General features: G+C 72.0%; 26 protein-coding genes and 2 tRNA genes. 12 read left to right on the top strand and 16 right to left on the bottom strand.

Annotated features, from left to right (window positions below):
• Positions 1-192 precede the first annotated feature (192 nt).
• Both MMR14E_RS12410 and MMR14E_RS12405 read right to left on the bottom strand, forming a co-directional pair.
• Positions 193-1,230, bottom strand: a complete 1,038-nt coding sequence (locus tag MMR14E_RS12410; RefSeq protein WP_331314634.1) for an HD-GYP domain-containing protein — start codon at positions 1,228-1,230, stop codon at positions 193-195.
• Between the two features lie 53 nt (positions 1,231-1,283).
• The gene (locus tag MMR14E_RS12405) at positions 1,284-2,672 is read right to left on the bottom strand and encodes a Tad domain-containing protein (protein ID WP_331314632.1); all 1,389 of its coding nucleotides are present in this window, start codon (positions 2,670-2,672) and stop codon (positions 1,284-1,286) included.
• 545 nt (positions 2,673-3,217) lie between these two features.
• On the opposite strand from MMR14E_RS12405, the gene MMR14E_RS12400 reads away from it, so the two are divergent.
• Together MMR14E_RS12400 and MMR14E_RS12395 are read left to right on the top strand one after the other, a co-directional pair.
• Positions 3,218-3,712: a TadE family protein gene (locus tag MMR14E_RS12400; RefSeq protein WP_331314630.1), complete on the top strand. Its 495-nt coding sequence runs from the start codon at positions 3,218-3,220 to the stop codon at positions 3,710-3,712.
• Positions 3,706-4,293, top strand: coding sequence for a TadE/TadG family type IV pilus assembly protein (locus MMR14E_RS12395; RefSeq protein WP_331314628.1), 588 nt, complete (start codon positions 3,706-3,708; stop codon positions 4,291-4,293). The genes MMR14E_RS12400 and MMR14E_RS12395 overlap by 7 nt, the downstream gene beginning before the upstream one ends.
• Before the next feature lie 120 nt (positions 4,294-4,413).
• On the opposite strand, the gene MMR14E_RS12390 is transcribed toward MMR14E_RS12395, so the two are convergent.
• The gene (locus tag MMR14E_RS12390; RefSeq protein WP_331314626.1) at positions 4,414-4,635 is read right to left on the bottom strand and encodes a hypothetical protein; all 222 of its coding nucleotides are present in this window, start codon (positions 4,633-4,635) and stop codon (positions 4,414-4,416) included.
• A gap of 451 nt (positions 4,636-5,086) precedes the next feature.
• On the opposite strand from MMR14E_RS12390, the gene MMR14E_RS12385 reads away from it, so the two are divergent.
• Positions 5,087-5,254, top strand: a complete 168-nt coding sequence (locus MMR14E_RS12385; RefSeq protein ID WP_331314625.1) for a hypothetical protein — start codon at positions 5,087-5,089, stop codon at positions 5,252-5,254.
• Between the two features lie 61 nt (positions 5,255-5,315).
• On the opposite strand, the gene MMR14E_RS12380 is transcribed toward MMR14E_RS12385, so the two are convergent.
• Positions 5,316-5,696, bottom strand: coding sequence for a TonB family protein (locus MMR14E_RS12380; RefSeq protein ID WP_331314624.1), 381 nt, complete (start codon positions 5,694-5,696; stop codon positions 5,316-5,318).
• An 87-nt stretch (positions 5,697-5,783) separates the two neighbouring features.
• Entirely contained in the window at positions 5,784-6,533 is a 750-nt protein-coding gene (locus tag MMR14E_RS12375) for a sigma-70 family RNA polymerase sigma factor (RefSeq protein WP_331314622.1), read from the bottom strand.
• Positions 6,534-6,833: 300 nt separating this feature from the next.
• On the opposite strand from MMR14E_RS12375, the gene MMR14E_RS12370 reads away from it, so the two are divergent.
• Positions 6,834-7,079 carry a hypothetical protein gene (locus MMR14E_RS12370; RefSeq protein WP_331314620.1) on the top strand — a complete coding sequence of 82 codons (246 nt, stop codon included), beginning with the start codon at positions 6,834-6,836 and terminating at the stop codon, positions 7,077-7,079.
• Positions 7,080-7,116: 37 nt separating this feature from the next.
• Here the strand turns inward: MMR14E_RS12370 and MMR14E_RS12365 are convergent, their stop codons facing one another.
• The 9 genes from MMR14E_RS12365 to MMR14E_RS12320 form a co-directional block, all read right to left on the bottom strand.
• Positions 7,117-7,449 (bottom strand): metal-sensitive transcriptional regulator, encoded by a 333-nt coding sequence (locus tag MMR14E_RS12365; RefSeq protein WP_331314617.1) that lies wholly within the window; start codon positions 7,447-7,449, stop codon positions 7,117-7,119.
• Positions 7,450-7,543: 94 nt separating this feature from the next.
• Positions 7,544-8,401: a manganese catalase family protein gene (locus tag MMR14E_RS12360; protein WP_331314616.1), complete on the bottom strand. Its 858-nt coding sequence runs from the start codon at positions 8,399-8,401 to the stop codon at positions 7,544-7,546.
• 422 nt (positions 8,402-8,823) lie between these two features.
• Complete coding sequence (locus tag MMR14E_RS12355) at positions 8,824-9,105, bottom strand: hypothetical protein (protein WP_331314614.1); 282 nt, start codon at positions 9,103-9,105, stop codon at positions 8,824-8,826.
• 123 nt (positions 9,106-9,228) lie between these two features.
• Positions 9,229-9,303 (bottom strand) — tRNA-Thr (locus MMR14E_RS12350).
• Positions 9,304-9,407: 104 nt separating this feature from the next.
• Positions 9,408-9,842, bottom strand: coding sequence for an NUDIX hydrolase (locus MMR14E_RS12345; protein ID WP_331314612.1), 435 nt, complete (start codon positions 9,840-9,842; stop codon positions 9,408-9,410).
• Positions 9,843-10,544: 702 nt separating this feature from the next.
• Positions 10,545-11,420 carry an aldose 1-epimerase family protein gene (locus tag MMR14E_RS12335; RefSeq protein WP_331314610.1) on the bottom strand — a complete coding sequence of 292 codons (876 nt, stop codon included), beginning with the start codon at positions 11,418-11,420 and terminating at the stop codon, positions 10,545-10,547.
• A 75-nt stretch (positions 11,421-11,495) separates the two neighbouring features.
• The gene (locus tag MMR14E_RS12330; RefSeq protein WP_331314609.1) at positions 11,496-13,247 is read right to left on the bottom strand and encodes an ABC transporter ATP-binding protein; all 1,752 of its coding nucleotides are present in this window, start codon (positions 13,245-13,247) and stop codon (positions 11,496-11,498) included.
• A 79-nt stretch (positions 13,248-13,326) separates the two neighbouring features.
• Positions 13,327-13,704 (bottom strand): hypothetical protein, encoded by a 378-nt coding sequence (locus MMR14E_RS12325; protein WP_331314608.1) that lies wholly within the window; start codon positions 13,702-13,704, stop codon positions 13,327-13,329.
• Positions 13,705-13,729: 25 nt separating this feature from the next.
• Positions 13,730-14,416: a DNA-binding protein gene (locus MMR14E_RS12320; protein ID WP_331314607.1), complete on the bottom strand. Its 687-nt coding sequence runs from the start codon at positions 14,414-14,416 to the stop codon at positions 13,730-13,732.
• A gap of 328 nt (positions 14,417-14,744) precedes the next feature.
• Here MMR14E_RS12320 and MMR14E_RS12315 point away from each other — a divergent pair, with 328 nt between their 5' ends.
• The 3 genes from MMR14E_RS12315 to MMR14E_RS12305 all read left to right on the top strand — a co-directional run bounded on the left by MMR14E_RS12315 (position 14,745) and on the right by MMR14E_RS12305 (position 16,191).
• On the top strand, positions 14,745-15,410 hold the full coding sequence (locus tag MMR14E_RS12315) for a response regulator transcription factor (protein ID WP_331314605.1): 666 nt from the start codon (positions 14,745-14,747) through the stop codon (positions 15,408-15,410).
• Positions 15,410-15,808, top strand: a complete 399-nt coding sequence (locus MMR14E_RS12310) for a hypothetical protein (RefSeq protein ID WP_331314603.1) — start codon at positions 15,410-15,412, stop codon at positions 15,806-15,808. Before MMR14E_RS12315 ends, MMR14E_RS12310 begins: the two co-directional genes overlap by 1 nt.
• Positions 15,809-15,897: 89 nt before the next feature.
• Entirely contained in the window at positions 15,898-16,191 is a 294-nt protein-coding gene (locus tag MMR14E_RS12305; RefSeq protein ID WP_331314601.1) for an ATP-binding protein, read from the top strand.
• Between the two features lie 10 nt (positions 16,192-16,201).
• Here the strand turns inward: MMR14E_RS12305 and MMR14E_RS12300 are convergent, their stop codons facing one another.
• On the bottom strand, positions 16,202-17,593 hold the full coding sequence (locus tag MMR14E_RS12300; RefSeq protein WP_331314600.1) for a PLP-dependent aminotransferase family protein: 1,392 nt from the start codon (positions 17,591-17,593) through the stop codon (positions 16,202-16,204).
• Positions 17,594-17,707: 114 nt separating this feature from the next.
• Between MMR14E_RS12300 and MMR14E_RS12295 the strand changes: the two genes are divergently transcribed.
• Together MMR14E_RS12295 and MMR14E_RS12290 are read left to right on the top strand one after the other, a co-directional pair.
• Positions 17,708-18,031: a DUF1127 domain-containing protein gene (locus MMR14E_RS12295; RefSeq protein ID WP_331314598.1), complete on the top strand. Its 324-nt coding sequence runs from the start codon at positions 17,708-17,710 to the stop codon at positions 18,029-18,031.
• Positions 18,032-18,061: 30 nt separating this feature from the next.
• Positions 18,062-18,979 carry an EamA family transporter gene (locus MMR14E_RS12290; RefSeq protein ID WP_331314596.1) on the top strand — a complete coding sequence of 306 codons (918 nt, stop codon included), beginning with the start codon at positions 18,062-18,064 and terminating at the stop codon, positions 18,977-18,979.
• Between the two features lie 77 nt (positions 18,980-19,056).
• On the opposite strand, the gene MMR14E_RS12285 is transcribed toward MMR14E_RS12290, so the two are convergent.
• Positions 19,057-19,133 (bottom strand) — tRNA-Asp (locus MMR14E_RS12285).
• A 372-nt stretch (positions 19,134-19,505) separates the two neighbouring features.
• Between MMR14E_RS12285 and MMR14E_RS12280 the strand changes: the two genes are divergently transcribed.
• Genes MMR14E_RS12280 through MMR14E_RS12270 form a run of 3 tightly spaced genes read left to right on the top strand, consistent with a single transcriptional unit; the run spans position 19,506 to position 21,158 of the window.
• Positions 19,506-19,871 carry an NADH-quinone oxidoreductase subunit A gene (locus MMR14E_RS12280; RefSeq protein ID WP_007560754.1) on the top strand — a complete coding sequence of 122 codons (366 nt, stop codon included), beginning with the start codon at positions 19,506-19,508 and terminating at the stop codon, positions 19,869-19,871.
• A 42-nt stretch (positions 19,872-19,913) separates the two neighbouring features.
• Positions 19,914-20,501 carry a NuoB/complex I 20 kDa subunit family protein gene (locus MMR14E_RS12275; RefSeq protein WP_010686017.1) on the top strand — a complete coding sequence of 196 codons (588 nt, stop codon included), beginning with the start codon at positions 19,914-19,916 and terminating at the stop codon, positions 20,499-20,501.
• A 9-nt stretch (positions 20,502-20,510) separates the two neighbouring features.
• Positions 20,511-21,158 carry an NADH-quinone oxidoreductase subunit C gene (locus MMR14E_RS12270; protein WP_331314594.1) on the top strand — a complete coding sequence of 216 codons (648 nt, stop codon included), beginning with the start codon at positions 20,511-20,513 and terminating at the stop codon, positions 21,156-21,158.
• Positions 21,159-21,167 lie beyond the last annotated feature (9 nt).

Genomic DNA, 21,167 nt, shown 5'->3' with positions numbered 1-21,167 from the left:
GCGACCTCGCGCCAGACCGACAGGGCCGCCGCCAGGACGAGCGCCGCCGTGACGGCGCCGGTCACCGCCAGAGCCAGCCGGCCCGCCAGGGAGCGCCTCGGCCTCAGCCACGCGAGATGCACGCTCTGCTCCTTCGGCTGGCCCGGTCGGGCCCGATCGCGGGGACGGACGGGAACGGGAATCGGGACGGGTTCAGGCGGCGGCGCGCAGGCAGGTCCGCGTCACCGCGTCCCAGCCCGCGAGGAACGCCTCGACGCAGCGCGGGTCGAAATGGCGCCCGGCCTGGTCCGCCACGAAGGCGCGCGCCCGCTCGAGGGGCCAGGCCGCCTTGTAGGGCCGCTCGGTCACCAGGGCGTCGAACACGTCCGCCACCGCCACGATGCGGCCCGAGAGCGGGATCGCCTCGCCGCGCAGGCCCTTCGGGTAGCCGGTGCCGTCCCAGCGCTCGTGGTGACTCTCGGCGATCTCGGCGGCCAGCCGCACGACGTCGGAGGTGCTGCCCTCCAGGATCCGCCGGCCGCGCTCGGCGTGCTTCTCCATCTCGGCGCGCTCCTCGGCGGAGAGCGGTCCCGGCTTGAGCAGGATCGCGTCGGGTACGCCGATCTTGCCGACGTCGTGCATCGTGGAGGCGAGCTTCAGGATCCGGATCTCCTCCGGACCGAAGCCGAGGTTCCGGGCGATGACGCCCACGTAGCCGGCGACCCGGGCGATGTGGTCGCCGGTATCGGTGTCGCGGTGCTCGGCGGCGCGCATCAGGAGGGCGATGATCTCGCGCTCCCGCGCCTCGATGACGGCGACCGCCGCCGCGACCTCGCGGGCGAGCCACGCGGCCCGGTCCTGCTCCTGCCGGTGGGCCGCGCTGATCTTCATCAGGTTGGTGATGCGCGCCTGGATCTCCACGGGATCGCAGGGCTTGCCGAGGAAGTCGGTGGCGCCGGCGCGCAGGGCCTCGTGGCGCAGGCTGCGCTGGTCGAGGCTCGTCACCATCACGATCGGCACGTGCGCGAAGCCCGGGACCGCCCGCGCCGCCGCGATGACCTCGAGGCCCGTGAGGCCGGGCATGTCGTAGTCGGTGACGACGACCCCGATCCGGTCGACATGCGCCCGCAGGAAGTCGAGCGCCGTCACGGGGCACGTGAAGGCGACCGGCTCGCAGTCGGCCACGGGCTTGAGCGCCTGCATGATCAGCAGGTTGTTCATCTCGGAATCGTCGAGGATCAGCGCGAGCACCGTGTCACTCCCAGGCGACGAGCCGTCGATGCAGGATGCGCATCGCGTCCTCCCTATTGCGACAGCAGCAGCTTGCCCGAGAGGGGTCCGACCCCCTTCGGCACCGGCACGCTGGTCCCGTCGTAATTCGCGTTCAGATAGAGATTCGGACCCTGGTACAGGTTGACCTGCTGGGCCACGATCACCGTGTAGGCCGACTGGTCGGCGACGGGCTTGTCGGCATCGATCACCACGCGGCCGGCCGGCAGGTAGAGCGTCCCCAGCATGGTCCGCGCGTTGTCGCTGATGATGCGGTAGGTCCGCATCGGCTTGGTCGCGGCCAGCGGCGGCGGGGTCGGCGACGGTGGCGCCGGCGCCGGCAGCAGCGACGTGACGGTCTGTTCCAGGCCGGCGAGGATCGCCGCGGGGTCGACGGGATCGCTGACCGTGCGCTCCTCCATCATCAGCAGGCCGGCCATGGGGCCGGTGGTCGGCGCCGACAGGCTGATTGTGGTCTTCTTGTCGAAGAGGAGACCGCCCTTGTTGCCGGTGAAGTAGAAGGCGACGTCGGTCCCGGTCATGGCGGCATTCTTGTCGACGATGAGCGGGCCGTCCTTCATCACGTAGATGCCGGCGCGCAGCGTCACCGAGGCGTTCTTGGTGATGTAGAGGCCGCCGCAATAGGTGCCCGGATCGAGGGTGGCGCTCTGGTCGACGATGTTGCCGGAGGTGACGCGCTTGCTGTTGGCCGAGGACGGGATCGCGGTGCACGCGCCGACCGGTGGCGGCGCCCGGTCTTTCAGGGGGTCCTGGATCGGCGGGCAGCTCGTCTGCGGCGGCGGCGCGAAATTCGCGCGGGCGCCGTCGAAGCCGCCCGCGGTGCAGATCGTCTGCGCCCGGGCATAGGCACTGTCCTTGCCGACCATGCCGCGCGGACTCTGCGAGTTGCTGTAGAGCGAGCAGTCCTGGGCGGTCACCTCGGCGCTCTTCTCCAGTTCGAACGCGCCGGCGGCGAGCGGGTCCAGCGTCAGCAGGCACAGGCGCATCTTGCCGACCACGCGGACCGTCGAGCGGACCGAAACCTTGACCGTCGGCACGCCGACGAAGCCGCCGAAGGCGAGCTTGACGGTCTCGTCGACCGTCGCGGCGACGCTGGTCTTGTCGTCCGCCACGTCGACCCGGAGGGCGTAGGGGCTCTCGGGGCGCGGGGCCGCCTGGGCCTGAACCGTGTCGACCACGATGCTCTTGGCCGCCGCCGAGGTCGAGACGGCGAGCTTGAGGTAGTTGCCGGCCGCGAGGACGCCGGCATCGGCCGCGTTCTGGAGCTGGCTGCGCCGGGCAGCGAGCCGGGCGTAATCGATGCCCCCGCCGGTCAGGCCGAGCAGCACCACGGCGCTCAGCCCGAAGGTCAGCGCGACCGAGCCGGACCGGTCCGTCAGGGCCCGCGAGCCGGCGCGGAGCACTCTCCAGAAGGGGGAAATGGGCGCGTCTCCCAGGGCGGGACCGGATCGGCGGCTGCGGCGGCACCGACCACCGATCCTTCGGCGTAAGGCCCAGCTCCTAAAAATCCGTCGCCCCGGAGCTGCGCGAAGCTATCGCCGCGCGTGAGAGCCACGTTTAGCTGTGAACAACATCGACACGCCGCCGCCCAATGGCCGCCACCGCCCGCACGACTGATCGCCAGGTCGGCCACGCGACGAATGAACGCAACAATACACAACCTGAGGGTGAATTCACACCCGGATCACGCGCGGCGGCCGCAAAATCTTGCTGAAGACGCAATTTCCACTCAGCTTTGAACCGTTTTTAAACGGCCTCATCAGAGGGTTATTTTCGTCCGCGCCTCTACGGCCGGACAGTGGCAGGCACGGACCTGCAGAGTTCGTTCGGCATGATGGGCATCTTTCGGCGCGTCGCGACCGTCCGCCGCCCGGGTGGAACCGAGGACCGCGCCGGCACGGCCGGACGCGTCCGACGGTTCGCCGGCCACCGGGCCGGAGCCTCCGCGGTGGAGTTCGCGCTCCTGGCGGCACCGTTCCTGGCGCTCCTGGGCGTCGTGGCGGAGTCCGGCGTCATCGCCATCGAGCAGCAGACCCTGGACATCGCGGTCGATCGGAGCGTCCGGCAGCTGCGCACCGGCGCCTTCCAGGACGGCTCAGACGGCAGCGATCCGGGCGCGCGCCTCCGCAAGATCGTCTGCACCGGCCCCTCGGCGCTGTTCCCCTGCGCGGATCTGCGCCTCGACGTCTCCCGGACACCCTCGTTCTCGACCTCGCAGCCGGCGGAGCCGTTCGACAAGACCACGAAGACCTGGACGCAGGGCTTCGGCCAGCGGTTCGAGTGCCCGCAGGGCGGCGACACCGTCACGGTCCGGGTCGCCGTGCCGGTGATGCGGCTGTTCCAGATGCTGGATTTCACCGGTCGGATCATGTCCGACAAGACGCAGTTGCTGGTCACGACCGAGATTTTCAGGGCCGAGGATTACGAGCCCAAGCCGTGCTGAGCGGCCGCCTGCGCGCCTGCCTGATCCGCCTGTTCCGGAACCGGGAGGGCGCGAGCGCGATCGAATTCAGCGTGATCGCACCGATCCTGCTGCTGATCCTGATGGGGTCGATCGAGCTGCCCCGCGCCTACATGATCGGGAAGCGGCTCGACAACGCGGCGGCCACGATGGCCGACCTGATCTCACGCGGCAGCTACGCCGACCTCAAGCCGGTCTTCGCCGCGACGAGCGCGATCTCCAACCCCTACGACGTGAGCCGGGCGAGCATCGTGCTGACGGCGGCGGGCACCTACAGCGACGGCAGCGCGGCGACCACCAAGGTCTGCTCGAGTGCCGAGTCCAACGGACAGGCCCGCACGGCGGGCTCCTCGCTCGGCGAACCGCCCGCCGGGATGACCCGGAACGGCGACCGCTTCGTCGTGTCGGAAGTCACGATGATCTACCACCCGATCTTCCCGGTCCTCTCGAACCTGGCCCGGTGGACCTTCCGCTACAAGAAGATCTGGCCGGTGCGCGGCGGCGAGATCTACAACGGGCAGAGCGAGGTGGTTCTGCCCGGGGGTAAACCCTGCCCGGCCTGACGGGCCGGCGGGCGCTGCGTGCCGGACCGGCGCCGCGGCCGGCGCCACCGGTTCGCCGGTGGCGCCGCGGCCGGCGCCACCGGTTCGCCCGGTGGCGCCGGATCGCGGCCACGTCCCGCCTCAGCGGGCCGAGACCGCGGTGGCGACGACCCGCCGCGACGCCGGGCTCGCCGGGACGAGGCGCGGCGTCGTGGCCAGCTCGGAGGCCGGCCGCACGGCGGCCGTGGGGCGAGCCTGCTCGCGGTAGAGCGGCGGGGTCAGCGCGATGGTCTCGTCGGCCCGGGCGGTGCCGATCATCGGAACGGCGGCGAGGGCGGCGAGAACGATGGTACGAACGGTCATGATCTGAAGTCCTCTCGTGGTCCGGGTCGTGCCCGGCTTCGAGAGGTCATTTACGTTGCACAGCAACATGATCCAAACAGATACGATCGATTTGCATTATCGATCTCGTCAATGACGGTGGGCTGCCGCGTGCACGGCTCGGTTCGCGTCCGACCGGCCCGCATCCTGCGTGCCCGCCTCCCCGCCGACCGGCGCGGAGCCGGTCGCGGGCCCGATACAGGCCACCGTCGGACCGAGCGCCGACGAACGCCCCGGGCGGACCGGTCGAGTTAATGTAAAATTAAAACTCCCTCCCGAATGTCGGGGACGCAGTCGAAAATCCATGAACTGCCAGAGGTTTAACGCGTAAAAGTTTATCTTTCGCGCGGAAGGAGACGGCCCGTTGCTGGTTGCGGCCCTGCTTTTCGCGGTGGGCATATGGGAGGGCTGGCGGTATCGGGCATCAGTTCTGATGGCCAGTTCGATGCTGGTCACCCTCGCGTGGCTGGCCCTGTGGATCTTCGTGTGGGCGCAGCTCGACGCCGAGACGGTGCTGCTGCTCTTCGCCTATCTCTCCGCCCTTCAGGCCGGCTATCTCGTCGGGGCCTATCTCAGCGCCGATACCGGCACGAGCCGCTGACCGGACCGGCGGCGATGCCGGGGGGGCGCCGGCGCCACACCGGGGACCGGGCCGGCCGATGTCAGCGGCCGAGCGCGACCGGGATGCTGAGATCGACGATCCCGTCCAGACCCAGGAGAGCGGCGGGCGGAGCGGGCGTCGGGCCGATCCCCTGCACGGCGCGGAGCGCGCGCTGATCGAGTCTCGGCGAGCCCGAACTCTCCTCGATCTCCGCGCCCTGAACCGCGCCGTCCGCGGCGATCTGTACGTGGACCACGACGGTCCCGCGGCCCCGGTCGGGACCCGGCCGCGTCCCGGCGCGGTCCGCGGCGTCGATCCGCGTGACCAGATCCGAGAGCCAGGCCCGCGCGGCGGGTCCGGGGGCGGTCCGCGCCCCGGCCGCACCGGGCGACAGGGTCAGACCGAACAGGACGGCAGCGGAGATGACGGCGCGCGGCGACATGGGGAACGGCGGCTCCTCGAGCCCGGGATCGGGGACCGACCCTACGCGCAGAGGCGGGTCCCTAGCGAGCCCGTCCGCCAGCCGCCGTCACGCGACGGCGGTGGATTTCCGGCCCTTCGGTCCCGCGGCGGCCAGCATGACATCGTCGCTGCCGACCTCGAGACCGCTGTAGCCCAGCATCTCGGCGAGCTGCGTCCGGGCTCGCCAGACCCGGCTCTTCACCGTGCCGATCCGGCACTGCATGACGGCGGCGGTCTCCTCGTAGGTGAGGTTCTCGATCGCCACGAGCACGAGAGCCTGCCGCATCGGCGGCGCCAGGCGGTCGAGGGCGGCCTGGACGTCGCTCAGGTCGAGATGGCCGCCCTGCTCGGGCAGCGAGACCATCCGCTCCGCCTGCGCGCCGTCCTCGTCCTGCACCTCGCGCCCGCGCTTGCGGTGCTCGTTGTAGAACTGGTTGCGCATGATGGTGAACAGCCACGCTTCCAGGTTCGTGCCCGGCGCGAAACTGGCGCGCGAGCGCCAGGCCCGGAGGAGCGTGTTCTGCAGGAGGTCGTCGGCCCCGACATGGTTGCGCAGGAGCGAGCGGGCGAAGCGCTGCAGGTTCGGCACCATGGCGAGGAGCGAGGCCTGGAACGCCTTCTCGCGGCCGTCCTGCGCCCGGCCGAAGGCGCCGTCGAGCAGCCTCAGCAGTTCGGCGAAGCGATCCGCGATGGTCGGCTCGACATTGTCCTGCGCGTAGGTCGCCGCGAGCAGATGGCCGAGATGATACTGCACGCTGTCGGGGAGCCGGGGGCCCTGCGCGTCGATTGTATCAGCGTCGAGCGAGAGTTCGAGCATGATAGCCGATCACCTGAAGGGTATGAAAGATCGCGTGGCGCCATTAACCCCTGATCACGCCGCATCCGCCGCAACATAGATCAGCGGATGGGCACATCTTCGGATCAATATATGCTGGCATCCGCGACAATCGCGGCAGAGATTTCGACGGAATAGAGGGAGTTCGATGAGGTCACACGCACCGGAAAACTGTTCGCCGCGCGGCGGTATCTGCGGCAGCGCACGGGGAGATCTCGCTCCCGCGAATGCTCACCCCGGGATGGGCGGGCACGGGACGCCCCGGACCGCCGGATCGCGCCCATGACCCGGCTCTCGGATCTCGAGGACGATCCGGCCTTCCAGGAGGCCGTCCGCGCCGTGCGCGGCGCGGCCAGCACCCTGAGCGGCCGGGCCGTGACCCTGGAGGAGGCCCGGTTCCTCGTCGGCATCGCCCTGACGACCTTCGCGCATGCCGGCGGTCTCGAGGAGCCGAGCCGCAGCCGGCTGGCCCGCTTCTCGGCGCGGATCGGGCCCGGCACCGTCGTCGAGACGCTGACCAAGCACTGAGCGCGGGCCCGGGCGCGCGGGCCGGCGACCCGCGCGCTCATCCGGCCTCCGCCATGGCCGCACGCAGAACCCGGAGGAGGTCCGCCATGACCGCATCCCGGTCCGGGTGGCGCGCCGCGAGGCGGAGCCCCGCGGCGACGTGCTGGTCGATGATCAGGAGACCGACCTCGCGCAGGGCCGCGGTGGCGGCCCGGATCTGCTGGATCTCGTCGAGGCAGTGCCGGTCGGCCTCGACCATCGCCCGCAGGCCCCGGACCTGACCCTCGATCCGCCCCAGACGCCGGACCAGCGGTGCGCGCTCCGCGTCGGTCCGGGCGAGGCAGACACGACCGTCGACGAGCGTGCCGCGTGTCACCGTTCTGCGAGCCACCTGTTCCCGTCCGCGCGCGGATCGCGGCGCGCCGGAGCGCCGCGCCATCGGATCGAGCCGTCCCGGCCGGCGGACCGGCCGGGCGCCCGGCGGATCAGCCGATCTGCTGGGCCTCGGCGCCGCTGTCGGGCCGCGCCGGGCCGAGGACCGGCTCCTCGCCCATCGGCTGGTTCTGGACGACGCTGAACTCGCCCTTGCCGTCGAGCGACGGGCCCTGCGTCCAGCGCCCGGCCGGCGGCGGCGAGCCGTCCGCCGACGTCGAGAAGAAGTTGTAGTTGAACTTCTGGTTCTCCTTCTCCTGCGGGAAGGAGTTCGGGATCGGCAGCGTGCCGGCGTGGCCGCCGAGTTCCTCGATCACCGCCAGCCACTGCTGCTGGTGCATCGTGTCGCGGGCGATGAGGAAGCTCCACATGTCGCGCATGCCGGCATCGTTGGTGGCGTTGTAGAGCCGCACCGCCAGCACCCGCCCGGTGCTCTCCGCGGCGACGTTGCAGTACATGTCGGCCGCGATGTTGCCGCTGGCGTAGATGTGGCTCATGTCGAAGGACTGGCCGTCGGAATTGCCCGGGAAGGCGGCCATGCCGGCGGAGAGCAGCGTCTTGTGCAGCATGCCCTCGGCGATGTGGCGCGGGTTCTCGCCGCCCATCACGGCCCCGACGATCGCGTCGGCCGCGCCGGCTTCCTGGACCTTGGTGGGGGCGTTCTCGAGATTCAGCGCCACCGCGGTCGCGAGCATCTCGATGTGGCCGATCTCCTCGGTGGCCGTGTTGAGCAGCATGTCGCGGTACTTGGTGGTCGGGGCGCGGTTCCCCCAGGCCTGGAAGAAGTACTGGAAGGCGACCCGGATCTCGCCCTCGATGCCGCCGATCGCCTGCTGGAGCATGCGGGCGTAGATCGGGTCGGGGCTGTCGACCTTGACCGGGTACTGAAGCCGCTTGTCGTGATAGTACATGATGTCTGTCCCTCGCGAGAGGCACGGCGTGCTCAAGCCCACCGCACGATCGGCCGTCGGCCCGGTACTCCCCGGGAGCATCGAGCCTCGCACCCTGTCCAACCCCGCATCGGGACCACGGTTCGATCTGCTCCGCGTTTTATAACGATCAATATTTGATCGATCTCATTTTATGCCGCCATATCAGGATATTGGCAGGAAAAATCCGCCCTAGATCGGGTCTAATCGATCAGAATTACATGACTTATGTTAGGGCGCCGCGGCCATAGCGGGCGCCGCGTGACCGGATCGCCGGGACGCCGCCTCGGATCCCGGCAGCGGGCGCTCCGCGAACGGGCTGACGGCGCGGCCGCGCGGGGTCCGCCCTGTCCGGAGAAACGGCTCGCCGTGACGGTGATCGCGGGACGCGCGGCTCGGGGCGCCTACAGGAGCCCGGTGCGCCGGGCGAGCATCATCCCGAAGGCGAGGCAGGCGGCGAGGCTGACCGCCAGCATGGCCACGTTGGTCCAGAACCGGACCGGCCGGCTGGACCCGTCGATCCCGCTCGCCCGCAGCCGCACCCACGGCACGTAGAGGTAGAGGGCGATCAGCGTCAGGACCAGGAACGCGAGGGTGGCGAGCCGTCCGGTGACCAGGGCCGCGCCGGCCAGGACAGCCCAGCCGATGACGAGGCCCAGCATGGTGAACAGGGCTGTCGAGTTCACGTCCGAGCGTCCCCTTCAGCGGATGGTGTCGGCCGGGCAGCCGCCGCGATCCTCAGTCCACGCGAGGCTCCGCTAGGGAACCCTTAGCATTGTCCGGGCTGATTGCGAGATCGGGAAGATTTCTGGTGCTGCGAGAGAGGATTGAACTCTCGACCTCTTCATTACCAATGAAGTGCTCTACCACTGAGCTACCGCAGCAGGTGACCGGGGGCGCCCCCGCGGGGGGCGTCTCCGTCCGGCCGAGTGGGGCCATAACGGATCGCCGCCGCGTTGGCAACGCCGTGTTGCGCTTCCGCGCCGTTTTAGGTGCGCGATGCGGCCCGGATCAGGGCGGCGAGCCCGGGCTCGGAGACGGCCTCGGCGGCGTCCGACGGGGTGAACCAGCGGAGTTCCCGCTGGCGAACCTCCGGGAAGTGCTTGAGCTGCTTGCGCACCTCCAGCGGGAACACCTTCACCTGGCACAGGACGGTGTCGAGGTTCCGCAGACGCTTCTGGTACAGGTACAGTCCGATCGGGCGCTTGCCGACCGCACCGCGCAGGCCGGCCTCCTCGTAGGCCTCCCGCGCGGCCGCCTCGAACGGCTTGCGGCCCTTCATCGGCCACCCCTTCGGGATGACCCAGCGGCGGCTCTCCCGCGAAGTCACAAGCAGGATCTTGGTCTCGCCGTCCCGCCCGTGCCGGAACGGCAGGGCCCCGACCTGCCGGCGCGGCTTGCCGTCCGCGTCGAGGGCGGTCACGGGCGCACCGCGCGGCACGGGGCGCGGCGCCGGTCCGACCGGATCGACGGCGCGCGCGGGCTGTGAGCGGGCTGGGGGATGATCGGATCCTCGGTCGGCAGCTCACGACAAGCTACACGGTGAGTCGGCCCATTCAACTTGAAATAGTCGAGCGCCGCGGCGTGCCCGTGACCCCGCGGCGCTCCTGTCATCCCGCGTCCGGATGGCCGGCGCGCCGCGATCGGTCAGCCGATCCGGCGGACCGATCGCTCACCCGAGCCGGACGGCGGCAGCGCCGCGGCCGCCATCCCGGCCGAGACCGGGTCCGGGCCGGACGGCTTCGGGGCGCCCGCCTTCGCCGGAAGGACGGTCGGGACCGGCGCGGTGGGGGCGGACGCCGTGGACGCGACCGAGGCCGAGACGGGGGCCGAGACGGGGGCCGAGACGGGGGCCGAAGCCGGTGCCGCGGCGGGGGACACGGCCGGGGGCGATGTCGTGGCCGAGGTGGGAATCGAGGTGGGGACCGGCTTGGCGGCCGGTCCGGCGACCNACCGCGTTGGCGCTGGTCAGCAGCAGCGCGGCGAAGGGTCCCACGGGCGCCGCCGCCGCGGTCGGGCGCACCGCCAGGACGGGGGCGACCAGCGGCGCGTGGCCGAGGTCGGCCAGGGCCGCGCCCGTCCGCGTCGCCCCCGGCTCGGGCCGCGCCACCCAGATCCGCAAGGGCTAGGCGTCCAGGGTCAGGCGGACGCCGTGGCGCGCCGCCGCGCCGGGGGCGAGCCGGCGCTGCGAGTCGCGGTCCGCGAGGTCGCCCGCGAAGTCCGCCCAGTCGGCGTAGCCGGTCCAGCACTCGAGCGACAGGAACGGCGCGGTCGGCTTGGTCCAGACCGCCAGGTGGGGGAAATCCGCCATCTCCATGCAGATCGCCCGGCCGGGGCCGGTGAAGCGCATCCAGCGGCTGCGGGCGTTCCGGAACACGAAGGCTTCGGTGAACAGCGCCGGATCGAGGGGCAGCGTGTCCCCGGCGAGGGGGATCGGCTGCTCGTCGCGCAGCAGCAGGCCGCCCGGGCCGACCCGGGGCGCGAAGGGCCGCTCCGCCTCCTCGAAGGCCACCGCGTAGCCGCCGTCCCGGGCGCGGGCGCCGCCCGCGAAGGGCCACGGGAAGGCCGGGTGGAAGCCGAGGGCGTAGGGCAGGGGGACGGCGCCGGGATTGGCGACGGTCACGTCCAGGTCGAGCCCCGCCGGGCGGACCCGCGCGGCGACGTCGAGCCGGAACGCGAACGGGTAGTGCGCCCGCGTCTCGGGCCCGTCGGTCAGGCGCAGGGTCACCGCTTCGGCGCTCCGCTCGACCACCGCGAAGGGCAGGTCCCGGGCGAAGCCGTGCTGGGCCATCGGGTAGCGCTCGGACCCGACCGTCACGTGCCCGCCCGCCGAGGCGCCGACCACCGGGAAGAGCCAGGGCGCGTGGCGGTTCCAGTGCTCGGGGTCGCCGCTCCAGAGATACTCGGTCCCGCCGACCCGCCAGGAGACCGGCTCGGCCCCGTGGGTGTCGAGCGTCGCGGTGGTGCCGTCCGGCGCGGTCAGCTCGATGCGCGTGGTCACGGTGCTCTCCCGGTCTGCCTCGGAGAGCCGAGGTAACGGAGGCGGGGCCGGACGCAAGGCCCCGCGCGGGGTTGTTCACGCGGCCGTGCCGAGCCCCGGCAGGACCGCCTCGGGCGGCCCGGAGGCGACGATCCGGCCTGCCTCCAGGACGTGGACCGCGTCGGCGCCCTCCAGGGTCGAGAGGCGGTGGGCGATCAGGATCAGCGTCCGCCGGCCCGAGAGAGCGCGCAGCGCCCGCATCACGGCCGCCTGCGTCTCGTCGTCGAGGGCCGAGGTCGCCTCGTCGAACACGATGACGTCCGGGTCGTGGTAGAGCGCCCGGGCGATGCCGACGCGCTGGCGCTGCCCGCCGGACAGCCGCGCCCCGCGCTCGCCGACCCGCTCGGCGTAGCCGTGCGGCAGGGCGGCGACGAAGTCGTGGGCGCCGGCGAGCCGCGCCGCCCGCTCGACGGCGGCGAGGTCCGGCGCGTCGAGGCCGAGCGCGATGTTCTCCGCCACGGTGCCGTCCACCAGGAACACCTCCTGCGGGACGTAGCCGATCCGGTTCTGCCAAGCGGGGAGGGTGCCGGCGTCGAGGGGTCGGCCGTCCACGGTGATCCGGCCGGCGGTCGGGCTCAGGACGCCGAGGATCAGGCCGGCCAGGGTCGACTTGCCCGAGCCGGTGCGCCCGGCGAGCCCGACCGTGGCGTTGACCGGGATCGTCAGATCGATCCCCGCGAGGGCCGGGCGTCCGGTGCCGTAGTCGAAACCGAGGCCCTCGAGCCGGATCGCCCGCGCGAAGGGCAGCCGTTCCGCGGTGCGGGGCCGGGGCTCGCGCTCGTCGGCGAGCGCGTCGACGATCGCCCGCACCGCCGGCAGGGTGAAGCGCATCAGCGCCACCGAGGTGAAGATGTTCTGGAAGGCTGGCAGCATGCGGTAGCCCGCGAAGGCGAACAGGCCGAGCAGCGGCAGGATGCCGGCGACGTCGAGCCCCCGGGCGAGCGCGAACAGCACCACCACGATCACCCCGCCGAAGGCCAGGGCCTCGATCACGAAGCGCGGCATCTGGCCGGTGAGCTGGCTCGCCGCGGTGGCGAGGGCATAGGCCCGGGCCGGGGCGTCGAACCGCGCCGCGAACGCCTCCGCGCGCCCGTAGAGCTTCAGCTCGGTGAGCGCCCCGAAGGTCTCCTGCACGATCCGGAAGCGGGCCTCGTTGTCGGCGACGGTGCGGCCGCCCAGCCGCGCCAGCCGGGCGCGCATCACGAGGTAGATCCCGACATAGAGGCCGCCGAAGCCGCCCCCCAGGATCAGCGCGAGCTGCGGCGCGTAGGCCAGCAGGAAGGCGATCACCGCGAGCGCCGAGCTCGCCCGCGAGGCGAGCACCGTGGCGGGCGTCAGCGCGCCGATGACCAGCCGGTCGGTCTCGGACAGCACGTTCTTGGCGAGCTCGGCGCTGTTGGCCTTCGCGAAGAACAGCCGCTCCCGGTCGAGGTAGCGGAACAGCAGCCGCCGGCTGAGGCTGTAGCCGGCCAAGTGGGTGAACCGGAGCTGCGCGTAGGTCAGACCGGCATTCACCAGCGCGGTGACGAGGATCGCCGCGAGCGCCGCGCCGCCGGTCACCAGCAGGAAGCCGCGCTCGTCGGTCAGGCCGAGGGCGCCCCGGGCCTGGGCCAGGTAGGGGACCCGGGTCGCCGCAGACGGGTCCCCGACCAGCGTCAGGAACGGGATCACCGAGGCGACGCCCACCACCTCGAGCAGCGCCGCGCCCGCGAGGCCGAGGGCGATCAGGGTGAGCCGGCGCCGGTCGGCCGGCCGCATGGCGCGGACGAGGTCGATCAGCGCGCGCATGGCATCGCGGGGTCTGGCGGGACGGCTCGCATGGTCGGGCCGGGCTTAAGCGCGCCGTCCCGGCCTGTCCACGCCGGGCTCAGTCGAGCTTCTTGAGGGAGCCCAGGTCGACCTCGCCGTCCTGCCCGGTGAAGGTCAGGGTCTTGGCGGCCCCGTCCGCCTGCGCGACGCCGCCGATCCGGTGGTCGCCGCTGTCGTAGGTCGAGACCTGCCCGTCGCGGTCGACGAGGAGGCGGCGCTTGTCCGGGAAGAACGCGTACTTCATCCCGTTCTGCGCGCCGCTGGTCGCGGGCTCGCCGAGATCCTTCGGCCACCAGGGCTCCGCGCCCTTCATCGGTTTCATCGGCTCCATGGGCTCCATCGGCTTCATGGGTTTCATCGGCTTCATCGGCTCCACGGCGCGCACCTCCTGTCCGGCGAGAGACAGGAGGACGCGGCAGGCGCGGAAGGGTTGCACGCGGGCCCTGCCGCCCGGGCCCGGCTCAGAGCGGCGGCAGCCCCGGCGCCGGGCGCTCCCGCACCTGGCCGTCGAAGCCGACGTGGAGCTGGTGCTCGCGACCGTCCCGGTCCTTCGCGGCCACCTCGAGATGGCGCGGCCCGCGGCCCGTCACCCGCACGTCGCCGTAGCCCGCCGCCTGGACCGAGGCGGTCAGGGCGGCCATGTCGGGCTTCGGCCCGAGACCGAGCCGGTCCTTGGCCCAGTCCAGACTGCCGGTCGGGGGGCCGCCGGCCGGCCCGAGCAGCAGCGTCCGCCCGTCCCCGTGGGTCAGGACCCGGGCGTGCAGGAAGCCGGTCTCGAAGCGGCCCTGCACCGTCACGGTCTCGCCCTTGGCGACGAGGCCGCCGCCCTCGCCCTCGCGGCCCGTCTCCACGAGGGCCCGCCCGGTGTTGTCCTGCACCACGAACTTGTTGCCGAAGATCTCCGCGACCTCGCCCTTGATGGCGGTCGCGCCCGAGGGAGCCAGGGCCTGGATCGCCACCGGCGCGACCGGCGTCGGCTGGAACGGCGTTCCCTGCGCCAGGGACAGGCCGACGGCGCCCAGGGCCAGCGGCAGCGCCACCGCGCCCACCACCCAGGTCCGCCGCGGGACCGCCCTCGAAGCCGGCCCGGCGGCCTCGGGCTCGCGGACCTCCCGCGCCGTCCCGTCGATGGTCTTGTCGTCGCTCATGATCGCATCCTCTGAAGGGTCCGGATCCGCTCGATCCGATGCCCCTTCCTAGGGAGCCGCCGGCAATCCGGTCTGAACCGCGCGGTTCAGGCCCGGTTAAACGCGCCGCCCTAGAGCGCTCGCTGGGGAACCCGTGCGGGCTCAGAGGCTTGGCAGCGGGCGCTGATGCGGGCCGACAGGTCGCGGCGGCCCGCGGCCGTCCCGGCGGACCGGGTGAGACCACGGCCCTAAGTCCTGGCGGCAGCGGGTGAAACCGGCCTGCCGCCAGGAGCATCGATCCGGCGGCGTTCGAAGCCGGCCCTCGGGGCCAGACGGGGAGGTGAGACCGGTGAAGATCCTGCTGGTGGAGGACGACGCGGCCCTCGCGGCGGAGGTCGCCAGGGTCCTGCGCGCCGAGAATTTCGTGCTCGACCACGCCGCCACCGGCGAGGATGCCCAGCATCTCGGCGAGACCGAGGGCTACGACGCCGTCGTGCTCGATCTCGGCCTGCCGAAGGGCGACGGGGTCTCGGTCCTGCGGGCTTGGCGCGGGGCCGGCCGGACCCTGCCGGTGCTGGTGCTGACCGCCCGGGACGGCTGGAGCGACAAGGTGGCGGCCTTCAAGGCGGGGGCGGACGACTATCTCGTGAAGCCGGTCCGGGTGGAGGAGCTGGTGATCCGCCTGCGCGCCCTCGTGCGCCGGTCCCAGGGCGGCGGGGCGAGCCGGATCACCTGCGGCCCCCTGAGCTTCGATCCGGGTCTCGGCGCCTTCGAGCACGAGGGCCTGCCGCTCAAGCTCACCGGCCTGGAATGGCGGGTCCTGTCCTGCCTGATGCTGAACCGCGAGACCGTGGTGCCGCGCCCGCACCTGATCGAGCGGGTCTACGAGGGGGATGCCGACGTCGATTCGAACTCCGTCGAGGTGATCATCACGCGCCTGCGCCGGAAGATCGCCCCGGCGCGGATCGAGAGCGTGCGCGGCCACGGCTACCGCCTGCACGCGGAGCCCGCCTGATGGCGGCGACGGCGCCGCGGCGCTCGCTCCGCACGCGGCTGCTCGCGGCGGCCCTGGTGATGGTGCTGGCGGCCCTGGTGGTGGCGGGCCTCGCCATCGGGGTGATCCTGCACCGCTTCGTGCGCGGGCAGCTCGACGGCCGGCTCGACGCGCAGATCGTCGCCCTGCGGGCCGGGCTCGAGGCCGGGATCCTCCCGCAGGGTCTCGACGCGCCGCCCTTCGACCGGCCCGGCCCCGGCTGGGCCTGGGAGGTGCGCCGCGGCGGCGAGACGATCCGCTCCGGCTCCCTCCGCGGCGGGGACATCCGGCTGTCCGATCCGGGACCGGACGACGATCCGGGCCGGCCGCGCCCGGCCTCGCCCTGGCGCCCCGGCTGTCGGACCTGCGCGCGGCGCTGACCCGGATCCACGCCGAGAAGGGCGCGGCGATCGACCTCGACGTCCCCGAGGCCCTGTCGGTCTCCTGCGAGGGCCAGGATCTCGACGAGATGCTCGGCAATCTCGTGGACAATGCCTGCCGCTGGTGCCGCGGCCGCGTGCGCGTCTGCGCGACGGCGCGCGACGGCGCGGTGGCCGTGGTCGTGGAGGATGACGGGCCCGGCCTCGACCCGGCGGCGGCCTCCGCCGTCATGGCGCGCGGCAGGCGACTCGACGAGGGCGTGCCGGGCCACGGCTTCGGGCTGCCGATCACCCTGGAGCTCGCCGAGCTGTACGGCGGCGGCCTGAGCCTCGGGCGGTCGGATCTCGGCGGGCTTCGGGCGGACCTGGTTCTCCCGGCCTGACCGGGCCCCCTCAGCCCAGCGCCTCCCGCAGGAGCGGTCGGATCCGCGGGTCGGCGCAGTGGGCCACGTTGAAGCGCATGTAGCCGTTCCACGCATCCGAGAGGCTGAACGAGGTCCCGGGCGCCAGCACCATGCCGCGGGCCAGCGCCCGGCGGGCGACGTCGGCCCCGTCGCGCCCGTCGGGCAGCCGCATCCACAGGAAGAAGCCGCCCCGGGGCTGCGCCCAGGTTTCCAGGCCGCAGGCACGCAGCTCCGCGGAGGCCTGCACCATCGCGCCGGCGAGCCGGCGGCGAGTCTCGGCGAGGTGCCGCCGGTAGGCGCCCTCGGTGATCAGCGCGTGCACCAGCGCGGCCGTGATGTGGCCGTTGCCGAGGCTGAGGGCGAGCTTGAGGTCGACCAGCGGCTCGACCCAGTCGGCCCGGAGGGCGATCCAGCCGCAGCGCGCGGCCGCCGACAGGGTCTTGGAGAAGCTGCCGATCTGGATCACCCGCTCCAGCCCGTCGAAGCCGGCGAGCCGCGGGGCGGCCTCCGGCTCGAGGTCGCCGAAGATCTCGTCCTCGACGATGAGCGTGTCGTGCGCCTCGCACAGCTTGAGAAGGCGGTGCGCCACGGTCGGCGCGAGGCTCGCCCCGGTCGGGTTCTGGAGGGCGGCGTTGGTCAGGTAGAAGCGCGGCCGGTGCTGCTCCAGCAGGGTCGCGAGCGCCTGCAGGTCCGGCCCCTCCGGCGTGATCGGCACGCCGACCACCGCGACGCGCTGCGCGCGCAGAAGCGCCAGGAAGTTGAAGTAGCAGGGATCGTCGACCAGCACGGTGTCGCCGGTCTGGAGCAGGAATCGGCAGACGAGGTCCAGCGCCTGCGTGGCCGATTCGACCAGCACGATCTGGTCGGGCTCGGCGCCGACGCCCTTCTCGCCGACCTTGCGGGCGATCTGGTGGCGCAGGGGCTCGTAGCCGAGCGGCCGGTCGTAGTTGGTCATCTCGGCGAGGTCGGCGCGGGCCACCCGGCGCAGGCCCCGGCGGATCGCCTCGTGGGGCATCCAGGAATCGGGCAGCCAGCCGGCCCCGGGCTTCAGCTGGTCGGCGCCGGCCTGCTGCGCCTGCCGGGTGATCCAGAGCGGGTCGACGATCCGGTCGAGCCGCGGCCCCATCGCCTGGAGCGAGAGCGGCCGGGTCTTGCCGGCGACGTAGAAGCCCGAGCCCGGCCGCGGCACGACGGCGCCCTCGGCGGCGAGGCGCTCGTAGGCCTCGACGACGGTGGATTTCGAGACGCCCATGGTCTCCGCGAAGGCCCGCACCGAGGGGATACGCACGCCGGGGACCAGCCGCCGCGCCGCGATCCGTTCCCGGATCTCGCTGACCACGGCCTCGACGCGCGTCCCGGGGCTCCTGACTGCGACCGCCATCCGTACTGCTCTTTCGTCCGGACAATTCTTCCGAACCGTACCGAAGTGTTCCTGTCGCCGCCAGCCCCGGATCGCCAGGATCGCGACACCCCGGAACGATGGAGGAGGGGATCCATGACCCAGTGCCTGACCGAGACCGTCGCCCGCGAAGTCCCGATCGAATCGCGGATCAGACCGCGGAGCGGATGGCTCGCCCGGACGGTGGGGCCCGTGCTGGCCGTCGGCGCGGAGGTGCGCGCGGGCCTGTCGCGGGCGGCGATGAACCGGCGCGTGCTCCAGCGCCTGTCGACCCTGTCGGACCGGGAACTGAAGGATATCGGCCTGACGCCCCAGGACGTGGCGGATGCCTGCGTGACGGGCACGGGCGACGCGATCCACCTGCTGGTCGGCCGGCGCGACGAGCGCCGCCGGGCCCGGCGCGCCCTGCGCCCTTGGTGATCGGGGTCCAAGGGGCCTAGGATCGCGCCGATGACGCTGCGTGACGGGCTGGCCGCGCTCCTCGTGGTCACGCTCCTCGGTGTGAACTTCGTGGCTATCAAGGTGGGGCTGGTGACGGTGCCGCCGCTGATGCTGTGCGCCCTCAGATTCGGCTTCGCGGCCCTGCCGGCCGCCCTGGTGATCCGCCCGCCCCGGGCGCCCGCCGCCCTGGTGGCGGCCTTCGGGCTGGCGCTCGGGATCGGCCAGTTCGGGCTGCTGTTCACGGCGATCCGCCTCGGCATGCCGGCCGGCCTGTCGTCGCTGCTCATCCAGATGCAGGTGCCGTTCACCGTGGCGCTCGCCTGGATCGTCCTGAAGGAGCGCCCGCGGGTGCTCCAGGTGATCGGCGGCGCGGTCGCGCTCCTCGGCGTCGCCGCGGTGGCGCTCGGGCGGGCCGGGGGCGCCCCGGCGGGACCGGTGCTGCTGGTCGTCGGCGCGGCGCTGTCCTGGGCCAGCGCCAACATCGTGGCGAAGCGGATCGGCCGGGTCGATATGCTCGCGCTGATGGTCTGGGGCAGCCTCGCCACGGCGCCGCCGCTGCTCGCCCTCTCGCTGATCGTCGAGGGCTCCGACGCGGTCCGGGCCCTGACCCATCCCGACTGGGTGACGAGCGCCTCGATCGCCTTCCAGGCCTACCCGACGCAGCTCCTGGCCTTCGGCCTCTGGAGCCGGCTGCTGACCCGCTACCCGGCCGCCGCGGTGACGCCGTTCGCGCTGCTGGTCCCGGTGGCCGGCATCCTGAGCACGCACCTCGTGCTGGGCGAGCCGCTGAGCGCCGACATCCTGGCCGGCGGCAGCCTCATCCTGTTCGGGATCGCCCTCAGCCTCAGGGGTGGGCGGGCCGCCGTCCGGCCCGCGGGGCGCGGCCCGATCAGACCCGCGACGGGTGCACCGCCGAAGGTGACGTGACCCGCGCGCACCCGAGGCGCAGGACGAGCGTCGACGCTTTCGCGAGGCCGATAGTGTCGATTGTTCGGAAAGGGACGTGGCGCGGGCGACGGGGCTCGAACCCGCGACCTCCGGCGTGACAGGCCGGCACTCTAACCAACTGAGCTACGCCCGCACGGCGTGGTCGCCTTCGGTGGGGGCGTTTCGCCCGGCGACGGGGCGGGGTTTATGGGGCGCCCGGGGCCCTGTCAAGCGTGTCCGGCAGGGATTCGTATCCGCGCCGTCCGGGGCCTCCCGCGCAGGCATACCAGCCCCCGACTCGGCGCCTGCGCGCTTCCGTCGTGTTGTGCCGGCGCTGCGCAAGCCCATCTCGGACATGGCGGACAGGAAGGCTGACAGCGCGCTTTGTGCGACGCGACAAGCCATTGTCACGGGACGGCGGCTCGACTAAGCCTCCGGCCGCGCGCATCCTGGCATAAGAACAATTCCACGGGCGGATCCGGGTCGGCGTCGCACCGCGGTTTCACTCGTCTCGCGAGGCCCTGGCATGACCGGACTGTTGGCGGATTACCTGCCGCTCATCGTGTTCATCGGCGTGGCGCTGTTCATCGCCACGGCGCTGCTGGTCGTCCCCTTCCTGGTGGCCTTCAAGAGCCCCGATCCCGAGAAGCTCTCGGCCTACGAGTGCGGTTTCAACGCGTTCGACGACGCCCGCATGAAGTTCGATGTGCGCTTCTACCTCGTCGCCATCCTGTTCATCATCTTCGACCTCGAGGTCGCGTTCCTCTTCCCCTGGGCGATCACCTTCGGGGATCTGGGCTGGTTCGGCTTCTGGTCGATGATCGTCTTCCTGGGCGTGCTGACCGTCGGTTTCGTCTACGAGTGGCGCAAGGGCGCCCTCGAATGGGATTGATGTCCCGCCGCTCGCCGCCCGCACTGAATTCCTGAGTCGCCGATGGCCCTGATCACCGACACCAACCGCGCCCCCGCGATCGCGCCCCAGCCGAAGGGGATCATCGATCCCAACACCGGCCGCCCGATCGGCGCGGACGACCCGACCTTCCTGTCGATCAGCGACGAGCTGGCCGACCGGGGCTTCCTGCTCACCACCACGGACGAGCTGATCAACTGGGCCCGCACGGGCTCGCTGATGTGGATGACCTTCGGTCTCGCCTGCTGCGCGGTCGAGATGATGCAGATGTCGATGCCGCGCTACGATTGCGAGCGATTCGGCTTCGCCCCCCGCGGCTCGCCGCGCCAGTCCGACGTGATGATCGTCGCCGGCACGCTGACCAACAAGATGGCTCCGGCTCTGCGCAAGGTCTACGACCAGATGCCGGAGCCCCGCTACGTCATCTCGATGGGCTCCTGCGCCAACGGCGGCGGCTACTACCACTACTCCTACTCGGTGGTGCGCGGCTGCGACCGGGTGGTGCCGGTGGACATCTACGTGCCCGGCTGCCCGCCCACCGCCGAGGCGCTGCTCTACGGCGTGCTGCTGCTGCAGAAGAAGATCCGCCGGACCGGCACGATCGAGCGCTGAGGAGCGGCCATGACGAACGGCATCTCGATCCTGCCCCACACCCAGCCGGTCTACGGCGACGACGCCGTCACGGCCATGGCCGAGCGCGTCGTCGGCGCCCTCGGCCCGGCGGTGGTATCCCACGCCATCGCGTTCGGCGAGCTGACGCTGGTGGTCCAGGCCTCCGACATCGTCTACGCGCTCACCTACCTGCGCGACGATCCGGCCTGCGCGTTCCGCAACTTCATCGACATTTGCGGCGTGGACTACCCGCAGCGCGAGAAGCGCTTCGACGTGGTCTACCACCTCCTCTCGCTGCGCCATAACCTGCGCATCCGGGTGAAGGTGCAGACCGACGAGGTGACGCCGGTCCCCTCGGTGATCGAGGTCTTCCCGGCGGCCAACTGGTACGAGCGTGAGACCTACGACCTCTACGGGATCCTGTTCTCGGGCCATCCCGACCTGCGCCGCCTGCTCACCGATTACGGCTTCGAGGGGCACCCCCTGCGCAAGGACTTCCCGCTCACCGGCTTCGTCGAGGTCCGCTACGATCAGGACCAGGCGCGGGTCGTCTACGAGCCGGTGCAGCTGACGCAGGAATTCCGGAACTTCGACTTCTTGTCCCCGTGGGAAGGCACCGACTACGTGCTCCCCGGCGACGAGAAGACGTCGGCATGAGCCGCGGAG

This window comes from Methylobacterium mesophilicum (assembly GCF_036441335.1).
GTDB classification, from domain to species: domain Bacteria; phylum Pseudomonadota; class Alphaproteobacteria; order Rhizobiales; family Beijerinckiaceae; genus Methylobacterium; species Methylobacterium mesophilicum_B.
The sequence above is the reverse complement of the archived record's forward strand: the minus strand, read 5'-3'. Positions and strand labels throughout refer to the sequence as shown.

Excerpts from the sequence above, each read along its gene's own strand:
- MMR14E_RS12320 (WP_331314607.1), bottom strand. The coding sequence starts at position 14,416 with ATGAGCGACGACAAGACCATCGACGGGACGGCGCGGGAGGTCCGCGAG.
- MMR14E_RS12290 (WP_331314596.1), top strand. The coding sequence starts at position 18,062 with ATGACGCTGCGTGACGGGCTGGCCGCGCTCCTCGTGGTCACGCTCCTC.
- MMR14E_RS12375 (WP_331314622.1), bottom strand. The coding sequence starts at position 6,533 with ATGCTCGAACTCTCGCTCGACGCTGATACAATCGACGCGCAGGGCCCC.
- MMR14E_RS12380 (WP_331314624.1), bottom strand. The coding sequence starts at position 5,696 with ATGTCGCCGCGCGCCGTCATCTCCGCTGCCGTCCTGTTCGGTCTGACC.
- MMR14E_RS12390 (WP_331314626.1), bottom strand. The coding sequence starts at position 4,635 with ATGACCGTTCGTACCATCGTTCTCGCCGCCCTCGCCGCCGTTCCGATG.
- MMR14E_RS12360 (WP_331314616.1), bottom strand. The coding sequence starts at position 8,401 with ATGTACTATCACGACAAGCGGCTTCAGTACCCGGTCAAGGTCGACAGC.
- MMR14E_RS12385 (WP_331314625.1), top strand. The coding sequence starts at position 5,087 with ATGGCCAGTTCGATGCTGGTCACCCTCGCGTGGCTGGCCCTGTGGATC.
- MMR14E_RS12275 (WP_010686017.1), top strand. The coding sequence starts at position 19,914 with ATGGCCCTGATCACCGACACCAACCGCGCCCCCGCGATCGCGCCCCAG.
- MMR14E_RS12330 (WP_331314609.1), bottom strand. The coding sequence starts at position 13,247 with ATGCGCGCGCTGATCGACCTCGTCCGCGCCATGCGGCCGGCCGACCGG.
- MMR14E_RS12280 (WP_007560754.1), top strand. The coding sequence starts at position 19,506 with ATGACCGGACTGTTGGCGGATTACCTGCCGCTCATCGTGTTCATCGGC.
- MMR14E_RS12270 (WP_331314594.1), top strand. The coding sequence starts at position 20,511 with ATGACGAACGGCATCTCGATCCTGCCCCACACCCAGCCGGTCTACGGC.
- MMR14E_RS12310 (WP_331314603.1), top strand. The coding sequence starts at position 15,410 with ATGGCGGCGACGGCGCCGCGGCGCTCGCTCCGCACGCGGCTGCTCGCG.
- MMR14E_RS12370 (WP_331314620.1), top strand. The coding sequence starts at position 6,834 with ATGACCCGGCTCTCGGATCTCGAGGACGATCCGGCCTTCCAGGAGGCC.
- MMR14E_RS12300 (WP_331314600.1), bottom strand. The coding sequence starts at position 17,593 with ATGGCGGTCGCAGTCAGGAGCCCCGGGACGCGCGTCGAGGCCGTGGTC.
- MMR14E_RS12305 (WP_331314601.1), top strand. The coding sequence starts at position 15,898 with ATGCTCGGCAATCTCGTGGACAATGCCTGCCGCTGGTGCCGCGGCCGC.
- MMR14E_RS12295 (WP_331314598.1), top strand. The coding sequence starts at position 17,708 with ATGACCCAGTGCCTGACCGAGACCGTCGCCCGCGAAGTCCCGATCGAA.